Here is a 17,407-nt window from a genome sequence, read left to right as displayed (position 1 = left end):
TAGTGAGAATTTACTCACTAGCTTTTTTATTATGCGTATTTATTTTGATTGTGTTTTAATAGCCAGATTAACATGACAGTAACAATTAACATGATTACTGCTGCAACCCAGTAGGTGAAGTGCATTCCATAAACGAATAGGGAATCATTACCAAATGGGTAGGTGGTAATCTTTTTTCCGTTCTTAAAGCTCATTGCACCGTATAGGATTGATGTCGAGATTGATAATCCCAGGGTGAAACCAATGTTTCGACTTAACGCTAAGATTGAACCGGCAATGCCTTGTTGATCCTTGGTTGCGTTTTCCATTACCATTGGGTTGTTTTGGAATAAACCGTTGGCAGTGGAGAAGACCACGAATCCTAATAGCATGACCATTAATGTCCAGTTAGGTTGCATGATGGCAAAAATGACTTCGGCAGCCACAAAAAAAAGTGAAGCACGAAGTGACATAATGACAGCACCATACTTATCACATAGCACACCACCTAAGTAGGCGGTAAAGACGTTTACCACCGGTAGGACACTCATTAGTAGTCCGGTGTGTGATGGTGAGAACTTTAAGGTGTCTTGAATGTAGAAAGGAAGCAAGACGTTATTGAAGTAGATGATGATGTACATGAACATCAAAGCGATGATACTGATTGAAAAACCGGGGTTCTTAAATAGGCTCAATGCTAGAATTGGATCGTCAACACGACGTTCTACTACGATAAATGCGATTAGTAGAACTAGGCTAGCGATAAATGCCAAAATAACGCTGGTATTAGCGAAGCCAATTTGTTGACCAGTAAATATACCAATAAAGAATAAACCGATTAAGACGGCCAAAATAATGAAGCCTGGCCAATCGATATGAATGACTTGGCGTTCCTTCATTGATTTCTTTTGATAGACGAATTCACCAAAGACGTAGGCAAAGATGCCGATTGGCACGTTGAATAGGAAAATCCAGTTCCAATTAGCGATGGAAAGAATAATTCCGGCAACGGCAGGACCGGCAATGTATCCTAGCTGACCGATGGTGGTGTTGATTCCTAATGCACGACCACGAAGGTTAAACGGTACCGATTCGGTGATAATTCCCAAATTAGTTGCCATGGTCATGGAAGCACCTAGCCCTTGTAGACAACGAGCAATCAATAAGATAATTAAGTTTTCCGAAAGTCCACAGATTAGTGAACTGATGGTAAAGATTAAAGTTCCAAGTTGAAATATTTTCGCCTTGCTGATTTGATCCCCTAGTTTACCGAATAAAATAAGCGACATACAGATAAGAATTAAGTAGGCTGAAGATATCCATTCTGCTTGGTTCATTGGAATATGTAGGTCTTTAGATATCTGCGGTAAAGCGGTATTTACGATACTCATGTCAACGGTTCCTAGAAAGGAAACTAATGCCACTGACAGGATGATGAAAAACTGTTTGCGATTCATATGTACACTTCCTTTAATTGATAATATTAATTGTATCAGATGAGCGACAAAAGAAAAATTATGGAGTATAGTATCGTAAATGATAAAAAGAAGGTGTCGCCATGGACATAGTCACAAACGATGAATATATCGGAGATAGCCGATTAGCTGAATGGTACTTCAAATCCAGGGATGGATATGAATTAGACAGCTTTTCATTAGGTTATTTTTTAAAAGACTTAGGTGATTTTGTTGTTGTGAAGACCATCGATTTGAATGGTGCGTTAGACACAGTGACAGCATTTTTAAAAAGTGACATTTTAGAAATAAGGTATGAAACTGCTTATACCGACATGCTGAATTCCTATATTGAACAGAATATGGAAAGTGATTTATACGATCCTTATCATTTAATGAACCAGTGGGATACATTTAACGCCAACACAATCCAACAGGTCTTATTGAACTGCTTTGAGGCCGAAAAGGTGATAAGCGTTTGCGTATTAGAGGGCGAATACGTCGAGCATGGCAAGATTGTCCTATTAACCGACAACGTCATGACGCTCAATGAATCCGAGTACCTTGCTGATTTAAATGAGCACGAGAACTGTAATACGACAATTAGAATTAATAAGACCACCGAGATTAACTTCTTGAGTAAGAACAATCATTTATACGAGCAGTATTTGTTAAAAAAACCAGAATCAAATAATAAATAAACAGAAATCGAGATGATTCGATGATTTACGGAATTCAATTAGATAGTGATGGTCGCTGCATTCACTACCATCAGCCTCACGACATTGCGGCCATGGAATGTGGTCAGTGTCACCAATACTTTGCGTGTTATCAATGCCATAATTTAGTGGTTGATCACGACTTTGTGCCAATTAGTACCAAGGATACTAAGCCGGTCATGTGCGGCCGTTGTAAACACAAACTAACCTTTCAACAATACCAAGATAAGGTCTGTCCATATTGCTTTGCACAGTTTAATCCGAAATGCGAACTACATGAACATTTATACTTTAAAGACTAAAAAAGACTAGCATCAGCTAGTCTTTTTTTATTGCTTAATGGTATCGATGAAAGCGAGGTAATCAGCTTCTTCACCGGATTCTTTTAAGTTGTTTTGAATTGGTTGAGATAATAAGTCGACTTCGTCTGCTTCAATGTAACCAACGAATGTCGCGTTTCCCATTAGTTGAATCCAACGGTTGTCGGGTTCGGTGTGGACTCTAGTTTGGACCTTACCACCGGGATTGAAGACGTCGATTGGTTCGTTAACGTCGACTAATTCGGGGTAGTTCATCGCAAATGCCATTGAAGTGGCAGACATTCCGGTTCCACAGGCGTTGGTGAAACCAACACCACGTTCGAAAGTTCTAACGAAGATCTTGTTCTTACCTAAAATCTTGGCGAAGTTAACGTTGACGCCGTCTGGATAGTAGTCGTTTGGTTGGTTTAGATAAGTTCCTAGATTGAATAGGGGTTCTTCTAAATCGTTATCATCTTCGACAAAACTAATTAGGTGTGGATTAGGAACAGCCATTGAAGTGAACTTTAGATGGTCACTAAATACTGGAATTTCTTCGTTAATAATTTGGTCAAAATCTAAATTGGTATAGGGTAAATCTGCGGGTGCAAATTTAACTGGAGCGATTTGAACGCCGACCCATGAAACACCCTTTGCGATGTCGTCAAAGACGTGGACGTTTAAATCTGCTTGCATGGTTTGGACCTTAAAGTCAGTTTGGTTGAATTTTTCGGCTAAGTAACGGCCAACACAACGAAGACCGTTACCACACATTGAAGCAACGCTTCCGTCAGAGTTAAAGACCTTCATTTGACCGATGCATTCAGCATGGTCTGAGTGATCAACGACTAACAAACCATCTGAGTATGGTAAAACGTCGCTTTGTGCTAGCTTTTGGGCTAGATGACTTAATTGAGTGTCATCTAGTGAATCTTTTAGTTCATCGACATCCAATAAGAAGAAATGGTTCTCTGAACCGTGTACATAATGTAACTTTGTCATAATATTAATCCTCCTTGAAGAATTGGTTGTAGATGCTTACAACAGCCTCATCTGTGTATTCTTGGTCGATTCCAATCATAATCGCAATCTTGGAAGCACCTTGGTTAATCATGTTAATTGGAATCTTCTTTTCGGCTAATGGCTTGATGATTTGGCTGATTGAACCAACTGATACGGCCATGTTTTCACCAACTACCATGATTAGTGCGTAGTTGTGAATCCATTCTAGTTTGTCAGGATGGATGGCTTCTGAAATTTCCTTACATAAGGCATGAATAGTGTCATCGGAAGCTTGGTTTCTATCGAAGATGATAGTCAAGTCATCGATCCCTGATGGCATGTGTTCATATGAAATCCCGTACTTCTTGAAAATGGAAAGGATGGTTAAGGTAGCACCAATTTGCTTGTTTAATAGGTATGAGTGAAGGTATAAAGCTGAGAAACGATCATCGGCTGAAATCCCGGTGATGACGTGTGAATGCTTTACTTCGTCTTCTGGGACAATCAATGTTCCTTTGTCGTTTGGACGGTTAGTATTCTTAACGTTGATGGTCACGTGACCCTTGATGGCGGGAATGATTGCTTCGTCATTAAAGACTGAAAAACCTGCGTAGGCCAATTCACGCATTTCACGATAACTCATCTTAGTAATTGGGTATGGGTTATCCACTAGGTGGGGGTTAATCGCATAGATGGAACTAACGTCGGTGAAGTTTTCGTATACATCAATATGTAAACCAGTAGCGACAATTGAACCAGTGATGTCTGAACCACCACGAGCGAATGTAGCGATATTTCCTTCCTTGGTGTATCCAAAGAAACCAGGGAAAACTAATTTTTCATCGTCAGAATATTCGAAGTTTTCTAAATTGGTATAGGTCTCATCAAGTAGGTTAGCTGCGTTTGGATTAATGTCGTCTAAAACGATTCCAGCTTCCTTAGGATCGACGAAACGAGCCTTTATTCCACGACTGTTTAATACCGCTGCCATCAACTTAGCGTTCATTCTTTCACCATTGGCCTTGAATGCGGCCATTAGGTATTCGTCGTCTTTGTAATCGTTCTTTGCTAGGTTGGTGAATGTGTCCTTGATGCCGGCAAATTCACCTTCATCAACTTCGTAGGCGTTCGCAATTTCAGCGTAACGGCTAATGATTTCATCTAGGGTAGCTTGATAGTCTTCCTTGTTGATTACTTGGGTTGCGTATTGAATTAATAAATCTGTGATTTTGACATCATCATCAAAGCGTTTTCCGGGAGCGGAAACGACAACGACTTTACGTTGCTCATCTTCTGAAATGATGTTTATAACCTTGGCGTATTGTTCGCTATTGGCTAGTGAACTTCCACCAAATTTTACTAACTTGGACATGTAAATCAACTCGCAATCTTAAATTATTGATTTGTATTTTAACATTAAAAAATAATTAGACAAGCTATCATTTTTGAAATTTTAACGAAATTTAAGTCGCTCATATGGTAAAAAAAAACTTTAAAAATTTTATTTAAAAAACTCCTTGACGTAATCCAACTATTAGAATATTATTAAAAGTAATCGAAGAGGTCGCAAGCGAGATTAGTAGATAAAGTCAGTCACTGCAATGACTACGAGCTTTATTGAAAGGTGAACTTGCCGAAGTTAATGATTTTTTGCAGAGATCATTTTCTGGGACGTGTGTGAAGAATGCACGGACTGTCACAAGAAAATATGTCTTGTGGAGCGCTTTCGACAATTGAATCCTAAAATTAGAAATTGATTAATAAAAATTTTAAAGGTTCTTTTGGATAGTGTGCCCACTCATCCAAAAGAACCTTTTTTGTTTTCAATCTGTCGAGTTTAAAACGACCTAAAGATCATTCGATTAGAAAGGCTGTTTATTATGACAAATCAAATTACAGATAATGACATTAATGCAGATGGACATTTGCAGATAGATGGTTGCGATGCAGTTGAACTTGCTCACCAATTTGGTACTCCATTGATGGTTTACAACGTTTCAGCTATCCGTGATCAATTCCATCAATTCAATAAGATTTTTGAACAAAACGATATTGATTACGAAATTTCATACGCCAGTAAGGCATTCGCCAATACAGCGATGTATCAATTGGTGAACCAAGAGGGCGGACATATCGATGTTGTTTCCGGAGGTGAAATTGCAGTTGCTTTGCATGCCGGTTTCCCAGCAGCAAAGATGAGTTTCCACGGTAACAACAAGTCTTTAGAAGAATTAAGACTAGCAATTCAAAATCACGTCGGTGTCATCATGGTTGATAACTTCCATGAAATCGAACTAATCAACCAAGTCGTTGAAGAGTTGGATGAAACCACCAACGTCATCATGAGAATTACTCCAGGAATTACAGCTTATACTCATGAATTTATCCAAACAGGTCAGGTCGATAGCAAGTTTGGTTTTGATCTTGCATCTGGCCAGGTTGAAGAAGGGTTTGAACTACTACATAAGAACCCACGAGTTCACGTATTAGGTTTTCACGCTCACATCGGTTCACAAATTTCATCACCAGATGGTTTCAACGCATTAGCTGTTAAGATGATGCAACTAGCTAACAAGTTCAACACAGAATACGACTTCACTACTGAAGTCTTGGACTTGGGTGGCGGATTTGGAATTCAATATGTTTCAACCGACGGCTATCTAGCTCCTGAAAAGTTTGTTGAAAGTATCATCAACACCATTAAGGAACAAGCCTGTCAATATAACCTACAAATTCCAGCTATCTGGATTGAACCAGGTCGAAGCATTGTCGGTTCAGCCGGTTTAACCCTTTACACCGTTGGATCACAAAAGAGAGTCGACGGAATCAAGCCATACGTCGCAGTCGACGGAGGAATGGGCGATAACATCAGACCAATGTTATACGATGCAGAATACGAAGTTGTTTCAGCAAACAACCCACGCGCACAACCAGTTGAAGAGGTTCGCTTAGTTGGTAAGTACTGTGAATCAGGAGACGTCTTAATCAAGAACGCATCCGTGCCAAGTCTAAACGCCGGTGACGTTGTCGCTGTCTTAGATACCGGAGCTTACGGATACTCAATGGCTTCCAACTACAACTTGAACCTAAAGCCAGCGATTGTCTTTGTTGAAAAGGGTAAGGCTCAATTAGTAACAAAGCGTCAATCATTTGAAAACTTATACGAACTAGATAATAACTTAGAATTAGGAGATTAATTATTATGGCAGAACTAAACGCACAAGAAATTATTAGCTACATTCAAAACGCAGAAAAGAAGACACCAGTTAAGGCATATATTAATGGAAGAATTGCACAAATTGATTTTCCACAATCAGTAAAGGTATTCGGAAATGATCAAAGCGCAACCGTCTTCGGAGACTGGAAAGACATCGAACCAATTTTGAAGTCAGATTTAGTGACTGAATACGAATTGGAAAACGATGCTAGAAATTCAGCCGTACCATTATTAGACATCAAAAACGTTAACGCTCGTATCGAACCCGGTGCTACTATCAGAGACCAAGTTAAGATTGGTGACCGTGCCGTTATCATGATGGGTGCCGTTATTAATATCGGTTGTGAAATCGGTGAAGACACCATGATTGATATGGGAGTTGTCATGGGAGGACGTGCCATCGTTGGTAAGCACAGTCACATCGGTGCCGGTGCAGTCCTAGCAGGTGTAATCGAACCAGCTTCAGCTACTCCAGTTCGCATTGACGACAATGTATTAATCGGTGCTAACGCCGTTGTAATCGAAGGAGTTCACGTTGGTGAAGGTGCCGTTGTTGCAGCCGGATCAATTGTTTTACACGACGTTGAACCAAACACATTAGTTGCCGGAAACCCAGCACGAAAAATTAAAGATATTGACGATCAAACCAAGGGAAAGACTCAATTAGAAGACGCACTAAGAAAGTTGTGATGATATGACCTTAGATTTAATTGCGGTGAGACGCCACTTGCATCAGATTCCAGAATTGGCGATGCACGAAAGTCAAACCCATCAATACCTATTAGAATTAATCAACGAATTTGCTACAGATAATATGGAAGTTTTTACTCCAGAACAATTACCAACTGCGATTTTGGTAAAGGTTCACGGAAGCAATTCAAGTAAAACCATTGGTTACCGTTGTGATATGGATGCCCTACCGGTTAGTGAAAAAACTGGGTTAGAGTTTTCATCAAAGCACGATGATGTGATGCACGCCTGTGGACATGATATCCACATGACGGTTGCAATCGGGTTGTTGGAACACTTTGCTCAACACCAACCAGTTGACGACTTGATTTTCTTCTTCCAACCAGCTGAAGAAAGTGAAAGTGGCGCCAAGGTAGCAGTCGACAGTAACCTATTTTCAGGTGATTGGCATGTCGATGAATTCTACGGATTACACGACACGCCAGAACTACCAGCCGGAACCATTGGATGCTGTTATCCAACCTTGTTTGCCGGAACCAGTGAAGTCGACATTACCTTAATCGGTAAGAGTGGGCACGCTGCTTATCCACACCAAGCAAACGACATGGTGGTGGCTTCAGCAATGCTAATCACCCAACTACAAACCATCGTTTCAAGAAACGTTGATCCAATCCAAGGAGCAGTACTAACCTTTGGCCAAATCAACGGTGGAACCATCAGAAACGTAATTGCCGGTAGGGTAGATATTAAAGGAACAATTCGTGGTTTGAACCAAGAAATGATTCAAACTGTTAAGACCAGAATTATTGAAATATGTAAGGGAATTGAAGTTGGGTTCAACTGCCAAGTGAAGGTTGATATCAACCAAGGTGGTTACTACCCAGTTAACAATAACCAAAAGTTGACCGACCGTTTTATGAACTTTATGCAAGCAAATCCAGATGTGGATTTCACAGTCACAATGCCAGCAATGACCGGAGAAGACTTCGGTTACATTCTTCATCACTTCGATGGAACCATGTTTTGGCTAGGTGTTGGTAACACATCAGCACTTCACACCGACACTTTCAATCCTGATGAAAGCTGCATTGAAAAGGGCATTAACGCAATTAGTTCATTTTTAGAATTCGAAATGAGAGAAGACGATTAAAATGACACAAAATATTGATATTATGACCGCCATCATCACACCGTTTGATGACAATGGCAACATTGATTACGCTGCATTAGAAAGAGTCACTCAACACTGTCTAGAAAATGGCAGTCGTGGATTTGTGATTGGTGGAACCACAGGTGAAACACCAACACTTACCACTGAAGAAAAGATTGAACTATACACTCGATTCGGTGAAATGGTTGGCGATAGCGCATACGTAATCGCCGGAACCGGTAGTAACAACACAGAAGCGACCATCGAATTTAACCGCCAAGTGCAAACCATCGACGGTATCGACGCCTTGTTAGTAGTTGTTCCTTACTACAACAAGCCCGACCAACGTTCAATGATTGCTCACTTTACCTCAGTTGCTGATCAAGCAACACTACCAATTTACATCTACAACATCCCTGGCAGAACCGGAGTAACCATGGCTAACGACACAGTCGTTGAACTATCACACCACCAAAACATCATCGGTGTAAAGCAATGTACATCAATGGAAGACCTAGAATACTTGGTTGACCATACCGAAGATGTTTTCCACGTATACAGTGGTGAAGATGCTCAATCACTATTCGCCAAGGCTATCGGCGCAGATGGAATCATTTCCGTAGCTTCACACATCTATGGCGCTCAAATGCGTGAAATGTATGAAGCATTAGAAAACGGAGATTACCGTCATGCCGGTGAACTACAAAGATGGTTAACCCCACGTATGAATGCATTATTCATGTATCCATCACCATCACCAGTTAAGGCCGTGTTAAACGCACAAGGTTTTGCAGTTGGTGGATGCCGTCTACCAATCTTGCCATTGGATGACGAAGAACGCAGAAACTTAGCGCGTCATTTGGAACTACCAGAAGACGCATTACTACATGATTTAGGTTTGGAGATGAGAAACTAATGAATATTTTTCTAGCAGGAGCAACCGGATCAATGGGCCAAAAGGTGGTTCATTTACTAGCGGATAAACCAGGATACGACATCACAGGGATTCTAACCACTAAAACTGACGTGAACCCAAGTGACTACAACCTATCTGACGATGTTAAAGTCTTTAACAGTTTAGATGCAATCGAAGGTGACTACGATGTCTGGATTGATTTCACTCAACCAAACGTTGTCTTCGATAACATCAAATACGCAATTGAACATCAAATCTCACCAATCGTTGGGACCAGTGGATTATCAGAAGACCAAAAACAAGAACTAATCAGTCTAGCTGACGGTGAAAACGTCAACGGTCTAATCGCCGCTAACTTCGGTTTATCAGCAGTCCTATTAATGCAATTTGCTCAACAAGCTGCTAAATACTTCTCAGATGTAGAAGTAATTGAGATGCACCACGAAGACAAGACTGACTCACCATCAGGGACTGCCATTCACACAGTCGACATGATGAGTGAAACCAAACAAGGTGACAACATCAACCAAGAAGATGAACCAGCTAGAGGGATGTACTACAAGGGTGTTCCCGTTCATGCTGTTCGACTACCTGGTTACGTGGCCCACGAACAAGTATTATTCGGTGGTCCCGGTGAAGCATTAACCATTCGACAAGATTCATTTGATCGTGAATCATTCATGCAAGGGGTATGGGTAGCACTAGAAAAGCTTCCAGAACTACACGGCTTAGTCGATGGTTTAGAAAATATTTTGTAGGAAGTGATTGTATGCCAAGAACCAATCCACAGCTTTTGAGAACTTATAACCACCGTTTAAACGGAATCGCACCATCTGGAATTCGTCATTTCGATGACACGATTTCAAAAAACGAAGACTTAATCAAGTTAACTTTAGGGGAACCTGATTTAGATACCCCTGAACATATCAAACAAGCTGCGATTCAAGGAATTAACGACAATGACTCACATTACTCAGCCCAAGCTGGGAAGGTCGAATTAAGACAAGCAATTACCAATTACTTATCTACCCGCTGGAACCTAGAATACGATGCTGAAGAAGTCGTGGTTACCAACGGTGCGACTCAATCAATTTATTCAGCGCTACAAGCAATCGTGAACCCAGGGGATGAAGTTATCATTCCAACCCCAATCTTTTCATTGTACGAACCAATCATTGAAATCTTGGGTGGTCACGCGGTTGATGTTGATACCAGTAACACTGGTTTTAAATTGACACCAGCATTGCTAGAAGATGCCCTAAAACAACATCCAGGTGTCGTTGCATTAGTAATTAACGACCCTAATAATCCAACCGGTGTATCTTACACCGCAGACGAAGTTAAACAGTTAGGACAAGTTATCGCAAAATCACCAATCTGGGTACTTTCAGATGAAATTTACGGTGAATTAACCTTTGATCACGACCATTACTCATTAGCACGCGAAATTCCAGACCAAGTGCTATACATCAATGGTTTATCAAAATCACATGCGATGACAGGATGGCGTTTTGGATACATATGTGGTCCAAGCGAAATTATGCAACGAGTTAAAATGATTAACGCCTACATGGTGACCTGTGTTGCCGACAACGTGCAAGACGCAGCGCTAGAAGCAATGACAAACGGTCAAGAAGACGCCTATGAAGCTAAGGCAATTTATCAAAAACGTCGTGACTTAGTCTCAAATAGGTTAGACGAAATGGGTGTTGAATACGTGATGCCAACATCAACATTCTATTGTTTCATCAAAATCGATGATAGTTATGGTAAAGATGACTATCAATTTGGTTTAGATCTAGCCGAAAAGGTTGGCCTAGGGGTAATTCCCGGTCGCATGTTTGGCAAGAGTGGTGAAGGCTACATCAGAATTTCCTTCGCCGCTAGTGAAGAAAAACTAACAGCCGGTCTTGATCGACTAAATAAATTTATTCAATTATTAGGAAAATGAATTGACAAATCTGAAAAATAAAGTATATTAATAATAAAGTGTATGCATATAAAAGACAGATGTCTATTCAAAATAGATAAAAAGTGAGGTTTGTAAAAAATGAGAGAGTATAACGTAGCAATTTTAGGAGCAACAGGTGCAGTAGGTATGAGAATGGTCAGACAACTAGAGGACTCCACCGTCCCAGTTAAGAACTTGAAGTTACTTGCTTCAAGCCGTTCAGCTGGAACTAAGATTGAATTCAAGGGTGAAGAAATCGAAGTTGAAGAAACTACTCCAGATTCATTTGAAGGAGTCGACATTGTGCTAGCTTCAGCCGGTGGTAGTACTTCCAAGAAGTTCCTACCAGAAGCTGTAAAGCGCGGTGCTGTATGTATCGATAACACCAGTGCATACCGTATGGACCCAGATGTCCCACTAGTTGTTCCAGAAGTAAACGTTGATCAATTAGCTAACCATCGCGGAATTATTGCCAACCCTAACTGTTCAACCATTCAAATGGTGGTTGCCTTACAACCTGTCTTTGAAAAGTTTGGTTTAAGCCAAATCGTTGTATCCACTTACCAAGCCGCTTCAGGTGCTGGACAATCAGCATTAAATGAATTTTACGGCCAAGCTCAAGACTACCTAGATGGTAAGGAAATGAGCGCAGACATCTTACCTACCAAGGGTGATAAGAAGCACTATCCACTAGCATTTAACTTATTACCACAAATTGACGTCTTTGAAGAAGACGGTTCTACTCATGAAGAATGGAAGATGGTTCACGAAACTAAGAAGATTATGTTAAACGACATGGATGCTACTGGCATCAAGGTTAACGCTACCTGTGTTCGTGTACCGGTTGCCATTTCTCACGGTGAATCAGTATACTTCGAAGTAGAAGACAAGTCAGCTACTAAGGAAGATATTCAACGCGTTATCGATCAATTCGATGGTGCAGTCCTACAAGACGATCCAGATCATCAAGTATATCCACAACCAATTACCGCAGAAGGCAAGCGTTCAACTTTCGTTGGTCGCATTCGTGCAGACCAAGAAAATCCTGGATGCTTTAACATGTGGGTGGTAGCGGATAACTTGTTAAAGGGTGCCGCTTGGAACACTGTTCAAAACGCTGAAGAATTAGTAAAGCGTGATTTAGTTCGCGTCCCAGAAGACTACTACCGTGGTTAAAAAAGGAAAAATAAAAAGAGTCACATTCGATTGAATGTGACTCTTTTTTGTTGTTATTAATTATCTTTTTTAGTTAATTCTTCTCTGCAATTCTTGCAAAGACCAAAGACTTCAATATGAATCTTGTTGGTTTGGAAACCGGCTTGATCCATCGCTTCCTTGGCTAGTTCTTGTTTTAATTGCTTATAGTTAGGGAAGTCGATATCTTCGATTTCACCGCAATTATCACAAATAGCGTGGAAGTGAGGAGAACCGAAGAAATCATATCTAATTCCACCATCTTCAGCAGGTAGTGCAATGATAATATCTAACTTTTCAAATAATTGTAACGTGTTGTAAATGGTTGCAATACTTAGGTTAGAAAATTCTTGCTTCAAAGCTTCGTAGATAGTGTCTACGGAAGGGTGATTATCATGATTAATTAAATACTTTAGGATAATCTGTCTTTGAGGTGTAATTCTTACATTATTATTGCGTAAGGCTTCTAAGGCCTTTTCGTACATTTCGTTAGACAAACACTCTACCTCCTTTGATTATTACTTTATAACTATTCTATCCTAATAATAAGATTAAAAAGTAAATAAAGCAAATAAAATCAACTATAAAGCGTCAATTGCGGCCTTAATTTCATCATTTAATGGTGAAATGTTGAATTGAGAAGTCTTGTCAGGCCAGTATTGATGCTTGAATTGGACAATTCGTCTAATTAATTCTAATTCGGCATCAGTAGAAATGTTTAAAACATTCACGTAGACGATTGGAGCATCGCTTGGTAGGTTTGAGATACCAGCGACACCGACGAAATGTTTAGTTTCCTTATCCATGACACCCCATAGCAAGCCCTTTTGACTCATGATGTCGTTCATGATGGCATTGATAAAGTTGGAAGTGCTCATGATATCTGCTTTTTCATCTTGTTGCTTTTGAAAATCAATTACTGATTGAAGCTTAAATTCTGTTAACCAATCCATATAAAAGTGTTCAGTGATGATTGGTCTTAATCCTTCAAAACTACGCATAATAAGTCTCCTTAAATTTACTAGCCTTTATTATAGTAGAGAAAAACTAAATTTCAAAGAAATCAGCCGAGAAAACTACTTGAAAAACTTCTCGTAGATGTGTTGTTCTTGGGCTTCTGTCATGCAACAACAGCCACCGACAAACTTAAGATCTAAGTCGAACCATTGAGCAATTAGTTCGTCGAATTCTTCAAATGATAAATCGTCGTGATTCCATTCCTTAATTTCTGGATTGTAGGTCGCACCAGAGTTAGGAAAGGCGATGAAAGGTTTGTGCGCAGGGTGACTTTGTTTCAACACCTTTAGAGCAGGGGTCACTAGTTGTGGTTTGGTACAGTTCAAACCATAAGCAATCACGTGTTCTTGTGATTCCAAGAATGACGCAACATCGGTTAGTGAGCTACCATCTGCTAGATGTGATTCATCCCTCAATGACGCCGCCACAATCACCGGAATATCGAATTGCTTGGTGTATTCGGTGATTGACTTTAGTTCGTTGATGTTAGGGAATGTTTCCAAGATTAACACATCGATGCCAGCTTCTACCATGGCCTTGATACGACCCTCGTGAAAGGCGATGTATTCTTCATCGGTCAATGAGTAGTCACCAGTGTATTCTGAACCGTTGGCCAGAAAGGCACCGTAAGGGCCGACACCGCCCAATAGCCACTTGGGGTTAGGATTAGTTGATTCATTGCGGCCACGGTCGGCTAATTCGACGGCTTTTTTAATTAATGCGATGGCTTGATCTTCACTGTATCCGGCCTTGACCAAACCAGGCACACTGGCTTGGTATGTGTTAGTCGTAGTCATTGATGACCCGGCGTCAAAGTACTTTTTGTGAACGTCGACAATTAGGTCTTCGTGTGATTCTAAGGCAGCTGCGGTCCATAGGTCTGAGTTTAGTTTTAAGCCACGTTCTTCCAAACCGGTTGACATGGAGCTGTCGATTAAGATGTGGTCTTGTTGATTAATCCAATTAGTTACTTTATTCATGATGATCCTTCTTTCTATATACTAATGCGTGCCAGATGTAGCAGATGATGGCGAATGGCACTCCGATAATGATGGCGATACGTTGGTTGGGGTCAAACGCGATTCCGACCAATGAAAGCAAACAGATGATGATGACTAAAATTGGTAGGAGTGGGAATAGTGGTGCTTTGTATTTCAACTCGCTAGTGGAGTGACCAGCCTTAATAAATTGGCGTCTGAAGTTGAAGTGGGCCCAACCAATCACCAACCAGACGAAGACAACGGCAAACGCTGAAATCGCGGTTAATGCAAGATAAACAGTGTTTGGTGCGTAGATGCTTGAGAACAATGCTAATAATCCACCGGCAATGGTTAGAATTAATCCATAGACCGGAATCCCGTTTTTGGATAATTTTGCCAATCCCTTTGGTAGGGTGTTCTTGTCGGCTAGTGACCAAAGCATTCTAGAAGCAGCGTAGACTCCCGAGTTAGCACCGGAAAAGATGGTGATAAAGAGGATTAGGTTCATGATGTCTGACGCGTATGGAATGTTGATATTGGATAAGATAGTTACAAATGGACTTTGTGCGAGTGATGAATCACTTTGTGGCAAGATGGAACCCAACGCCACGATGGTTCCGATGAACAAAATTACCAAGATGATTAGGGTGTGCTTGATGGATTGTGGCACTGTCTTTTCTGGGTTTTGACTTTCACCGGCACCGACGGCAATCATTTCCGCCCCTGAGAAGGCGAAGTTGGCTGATAGCACGATTGAGATAACGGGGATTAAACCATTTGGAAAAATCCCATTAGCGGTTAGTTGTCCGAAGAATGGTTTGAAATGGGTGTGGTGAATTGGAATAATCTTAAAGATGATTAGAATCCCAAGGCCTAAAAATACGACTAACGCAAGTACCTTAATCAATGACATCCAGAATTCACTGGAAGAAAATAGGTTCATGTTGATAATGTTTAATAACAAAATGATAACGGTGAAGATTAGGCTAAAGCCCCAAACGGGGATGCTTGGGAAGTATTGTTGGCCAATCGTTGAAAGGGCGATGAATTCAGAACCCAGCGCAATTGTCCAGGTTAACCAATACATCCAGGCGGTAATGAAACCAACACCGGAATTTATGTATTTACTTGCGTATGTATGAAATGCTCCCGTGTTTGGATCGTGAACGGATAATTCACCCAGACATGCCATTACCATACAGACCAGAATTGAACCAATCACGTAGGCGAAAATGGTCCCAATTGGACCTGCAGTTTGGATTGAGTATCCGGTACTCATGAAGATACCAGTTCCTATCACACCACCTAGTGACATGGTGATAAGATTTCTGGCTTTTAGATTTTTTGAAAACTGATGCGAACTCATAAATAAACCTCCTTAGAAATAAAAAAAGCACCCGCCCTTACAAAAAGGGCGAATGCTTCGCGGTACCACCTTAGTTTTATAGCTAAAATGATACATTAATATCATTAACTATCTTATCTAGAACCTGTTGATTCCTTCGTGTTGTAACATACACAAATGTCGAGAGCTAAACAATTCACCCCCGAAGGTTCAGAGACCATTTTCGATAACTTTGAAACGTTCATTTCCACCAACCATGAACTCTCTTGGCAATCATCCGTTATGTACTTTTCTCATCAAAACCTAATATATTATTATGTATTTTTAATTATAGATACATTATAAAATTTTTCAAGGGTAAATTTTTTGAAATAACTGTTTAGCATTATTGGCAAAATATGCAATAATAGAGGGGAGATATTAAATTTTAAGCGAAAGTGAGATTTAATTATGACTGAAAAATTCTTAATTGGTACTTACACTAGAGATACAAGTGAAGGAATCTATGAAATCGAATTAGATGAAAACAAAAAGCAATTACAAAACCTACAATTGGTTGCCAAAGCCGGTAACCCAACCTATGTAGCTGTTTCAAAGGCCAACCGTTTATACGCCATCGATAAGGGCGAAAACGGTAAGGGTGGTGCATTAGCACTAGATAACTCAACTCGTCCTGCTAAGGAAATCAACGTTTGTTTAAACGAAGATACCAACCCAGCATACATCACTGTTGATGAAGGTCGTCAATTTGTCTACACCGCCAACTACCACACCGGTGAAGTAATGGTATACAAGATTGAAGAAGACGGATCACTAACTTACTTAAACAAGGTTGTTCATGAAGGAAACGTGGGTCCACGTCCAGAACAACAAAGTGGTGCTCATCCCCACTATGCTGACCTAACTCCAGATGGCCGTCTAGTGGTTGTCGACTTAGGTCAAGACATGGTTTACGTATACGACATCGCAGACGATGGTGCATTAACTGAAGTTTCTACATTGAAGATGGAAGCTGGTTTTGGTCCTCGTCACGTTGTCTTCGATGAACAAAAACATGTTGCATTCATCGTTGGTGAATTAAGCAGTAAGCTAGCCGTTGTGAACTACGATCAAAATGACGGTAGCTTCCACTTAGACCACATCGTCGCAACTATCCCTGATGACTGGACAGAACACAACGGTGCCGCTGCCATTCGTCTATCAAGTGATGGTAAGTTTGTCTACGTTTCAAACCGTGGTAACAACAGTATTGCGGTCTTTGAAGTTAAAGACGATGGCAAGGTTGAACTAATTCAACTAGCAAGCACTGAAGGTGACTTTCCACGTGACTTTAACTTCAGTAGCGATGAAAAGTTCATGGTTGTTGTTAACCAAAACACTAACGACGCTACCTTATACGAACGTGATGCTAACAGCGGTAAGTTAACTGTTGTGCAAAAAGACGTTCATGTTCCAGAAGGTGTCTGTGTCGCACGCGAAAAATAATGAATTAAT

At 40.5% G+C, this 17,407-nt stretch carries 17 protein-coding genes, 1 riboswitch and 1 other annotated feature; of the genes, 10 read left to right on the top strand and 7 right to left on the bottom strand.

Going from position 1 to position 17,407, the window contains the following annotated elements; all coding sequences use genetic code 11:
- Nucleotides 1-29: 29 nt before the first annotated feature.
- Nucleotides 30-1,436 (bottom strand): MFS transporter, encoded by a 1,407-nt coding sequence (locus RZ78_RS05695; protein ID WP_054608397.1) that lies wholly within the window; start codon nt 1,434-1,436, stop codon nt 30-32.
- A 101-nt stretch (nt 1,437-1,537) separates the two neighbouring features.
- Here RZ78_RS05695 and RZ78_RS05690 point away from each other — a divergent pair, with 101 nt between their 5' ends.
- Nucleotides 1,538-2,134, top strand: a complete 597-nt coding sequence (locus tag RZ78_RS05690; protein WP_054608396.1) for a hypothetical protein — start codon at nt 1,538-1,540, stop codon at nt 2,132-2,134.
- 20 nt (nt 2,135-2,154) lie between these two features.
- On the top strand, nt 2,155-2,454 hold the full coding sequence (locus RZ78_RS07460) for a CHY zinc finger protein (RefSeq protein WP_081006924.1): 300 nt from the start codon (nt 2,155-2,157) through the stop codon (nt 2,452-2,454).
- Nucleotides 2,455-2,481: 27 nt separating this feature from the next.
- Here RZ78_RS07460 and dapF read toward each other — a convergent pair whose 3' ends face one another.
- Nucleotides 2,482-3,453, bottom strand: a complete 972-nt coding sequence (gene dapF / locus RZ78_RS05685; RefSeq protein ID WP_054608395.1) for a diaminopimelate epimerase — start codon at nt 3,451-3,453, stop codon at nt 2,482-2,484.
- Nucleotides 3,454-3,457: 4 nt separating this feature from the next.
- A complete protein-coding gene (locus RZ78_RS05680; RefSeq protein WP_054608394.1) occupies nt 3,458-4,825 on the bottom strand; it encodes an aspartate kinase in 1,368 nt (455 codons plus the stop codon).
- Between the two features lie 178 nt (nt 4,826-5,003).
- Nucleotides 5,004-5,188: riboswitch (Lysine riboswitch) on the top strand.
- Nucleotides 5,189-5,333: 145 nt separating this feature from the next.
- Here RZ78_RS05680 and lysA point away from each other — a divergent pair.
- From lysA to RZ78_RS05645, 7 genes are all read left to right on the top strand, one after another.
- Nucleotides 5,334-6,650, top strand: coding sequence for a diaminopimelate decarboxylase (lysA, locus tag RZ78_RS05675; protein ID WP_054608393.1), 1,317 nt, complete (start codon nt 5,334-5,336; stop codon nt 6,648-6,650).
- Between the two features lie 5 nt (nt 6,651-6,655).
- Complete coding sequence (gene dapD, locus RZ78_RS05670) at nt 6,656-7,360, top strand: 2,3,4,5-tetrahydropyridine-2,6-dicarboxylate N-acetyltransferase (RefSeq protein ID WP_034532610.1); 705 nt, start codon at nt 6,656-6,658, stop codon at nt 7,358-7,360.
- A gap of 4 nt (nt 7,361-7,364) precedes the next feature.
- A complete protein-coding gene (locus RZ78_RS05665) occupies nt 7,365-8,510 on the top strand; it encodes an N-acetyldiaminopimelate deacetylase (RefSeq protein WP_054608392.1) in 1,146 nt (381 codons plus the stop codon).
- Nucleotide 8,511: 1 nt separating this feature from the next.
- Entirely contained in the window at nt 8,512-9,426 is a 915-nt protein-coding gene (gene dapA, locus RZ78_RS05660) for a 4-hydroxy-tetrahydrodipicolinate synthase (protein ID WP_054608391.1), read from the top strand.
- Nucleotides 9,426-10,184, top strand: coding sequence for a 4-hydroxy-tetrahydrodipicolinate reductase (gene dapB, locus RZ78_RS05655; protein ID WP_054608390.1), 759 nt, complete (start codon nt 9,426-9,428; stop codon nt 10,182-10,184). The genes dapA and dapB overlap by 1 nt, the downstream gene beginning before the upstream one ends.
- An 11-nt stretch (nt 10,185-10,195) precedes the next feature.
- Nucleotides 10,196-11,377 carry an aminotransferase class I/II-fold pyridoxal phosphate-dependent enzyme gene (locus RZ78_RS05650; RefSeq protein ID WP_054608389.1) on the top strand — a complete coding sequence of 394 codons (1,182 nt, stop codon included), beginning with the start codon at nt 10,196-10,198 and terminating at the stop codon, nt 11,375-11,377.
- Between the two features lie 99 nt (nt 11,378-11,476).
- Nucleotides 11,477-12,553 (top strand): aspartate-semialdehyde dehydrogenase, encoded by a 1,077-nt coding sequence (locus RZ78_RS05645; RefSeq protein WP_054605781.1) that lies wholly within the window; start codon nt 11,477-11,479, stop codon nt 12,551-12,553.
- A gap of 56 nt (nt 12,554-12,609) precedes the next feature.
- Here RZ78_RS05645 and RZ78_RS05640 read toward each other — a convergent pair whose 3' ends face one another.
- The 4 genes from RZ78_RS05640 to RZ78_RS05625 form a co-directional block, all read right to left on the bottom strand.
- Nucleotides 12,610-13,068, bottom strand: a complete 459-nt coding sequence (locus tag RZ78_RS05640; RefSeq protein ID WP_054608388.1) for a Fur family transcriptional regulator — start codon at nt 13,066-13,068, stop codon at nt 12,610-12,612.
- Between the two features lie 84 nt (nt 13,069-13,152).
- Entirely contained in the window at nt 13,153-13,572 is a 420-nt protein-coding gene (locus RZ78_RS05635; protein WP_054608387.1) for a hypothetical protein, read from the bottom strand.
- A gap of 75 nt (nt 13,573-13,647) precedes the next feature.
- Entirely contained in the window at nt 13,648-14,568 is a 921-nt protein-coding gene (gene mmuM / locus RZ78_RS05630; protein ID WP_054608386.1) for a homocysteine S-methyltransferase, read from the bottom strand.
- Nucleotides 14,561-15,934 (bottom strand): amino acid permease, encoded by a 1,374-nt coding sequence (locus tag RZ78_RS05625; protein ID WP_054608385.1) that lies wholly within the window; start codon nt 15,932-15,934, stop codon nt 14,561-14,563. The genes mmuM and RZ78_RS05625 overlap by 8 nt, the downstream gene beginning before the upstream one ends.
- Nucleotides 15,935-15,975: 41 nt before the next feature.
- Nucleotides 15,976-16,222: a binding site (T-box leader), on the bottom strand.
- A 141-nt stretch (nt 16,223-16,363) separates the two neighbouring features.
- On the opposite strand from RZ78_RS05625, the gene RZ78_RS05620 reads away from it, so the two are divergent.
- Nucleotides 16,364-17,398 carry a lactonase family protein gene (locus tag RZ78_RS05620; protein WP_054608384.1) on the top strand — a complete coding sequence of 345 codons (1,035 nt, stop codon included), beginning with the start codon at nt 16,364-16,366 and terminating at the stop codon, nt 17,396-17,398.
- Nucleotides 17,399-17,407 lie beyond the last annotated feature (9 nt).

This window comes from Apilactobacillus kunkeei, assembly GCF_001308195.1.
In the GTDB taxonomy this organism is placed as follows: domain Bacteria; phylum Bacillota; class Bacilli; order Lactobacillales; family Lactobacillaceae; genus Apilactobacillus; species Apilactobacillus kunkeei_C.
The sequence above is the reverse complement of the archived record's forward strand: the minus strand, read 5'-3'. Positions and strand labels throughout refer to the sequence as shown.

Coding starts and splice junctions, on each gene's coding strand:
- RZ78_RS05695 (WP_054608397.1), bottom strand. CDS start 1,436: ATGAATCGCAAACAGTTTTTCATCATCCTGTCAGTGGCATTAGTTTCC.
- RZ78_RS05690 (WP_054608396.1), top strand. CDS start 1,538: ATGGACATAGTCACAAACGATGAATATATCGGAGATAGCCGATTAGCT.
- RZ78_RS07460 (WP_081006924.1), top strand. CDS start 2,155: ATGATTTACGGAATTCAATTAGATAGTGATGGTCGCTGCATTCACTAC.
- dapF (WP_054608395.1), bottom strand. CDS start 3,453: ATGACAAAGTTACATTATGTACACGGTTCAGAGAACCATTTCTTCTTA.
- RZ78_RS05680 (WP_054608394.1), bottom strand. CDS start 4,825: ATGTCCAAGTTAGTAAAATTTGGTGGAAGTTCACTAGCCAATAGCGAA.
- lysA (WP_054608393.1), top strand. CDS start 5,334: ATGACAAATCAAATTACAGATAATGACATTAATGCAGATGGACATTTG.
- dapD (WP_034532610.1), top strand. CDS start 6,656: ATGGCAGAACTAAACGCACAAGAAATTATTAGCTACATTCAAAACGCA.
- RZ78_RS05665 (WP_054608392.1), top strand. CDS start 7,365: ATGACCTTAGATTTAATTGCGGTGAGACGCCACTTGCATCAGATTCCA.
- dapA (WP_054608391.1), top strand. CDS start 8,512: ATGACACAAAATATTGATATTATGACCGCCATCATCACACCGTTTGAT.
- dapB (WP_054608390.1), top strand. CDS start 9,426: ATGAATATTTTTCTAGCAGGAGCAACCGGATCAATGGGCCAAAAGGTG.
- RZ78_RS05650 (WP_054608389.1), top strand. CDS start 10,196: ATGCCAAGAACCAATCCACAGCTTTTGAGAACTTATAACCACCGTTTA.
- RZ78_RS05645 (WP_054605781.1), top strand. CDS start 11,477: ATGAGAGAGTATAACGTAGCAATTTTAGGAGCAACAGGTGCAGTAGGT.
- RZ78_RS05635 (WP_054608387.1), bottom strand. CDS start 13,572: ATGCGTAGTTTTGAAGGATTAAGACCAATCATCACTGAACACTTTTAT.
- mmuM (WP_054608386.1), bottom strand. CDS start 14,568: ATGAATAAAGTAACTAATTGGATTAATCAACAAGACCACATCTTAATC.
- RZ78_RS05625 (WP_054608385.1), bottom strand. CDS start 15,934: ATGAGTTCGCATCAGTTTTCAAAAAATCTAAAAGCCAGAAATCTTATC.
- RZ78_RS05620 (WP_054608384.1), top strand. CDS start 16,364: ATGACTGAAAAATTCTTAATTGGTACTTACACTAGAGATACAAGTGAA.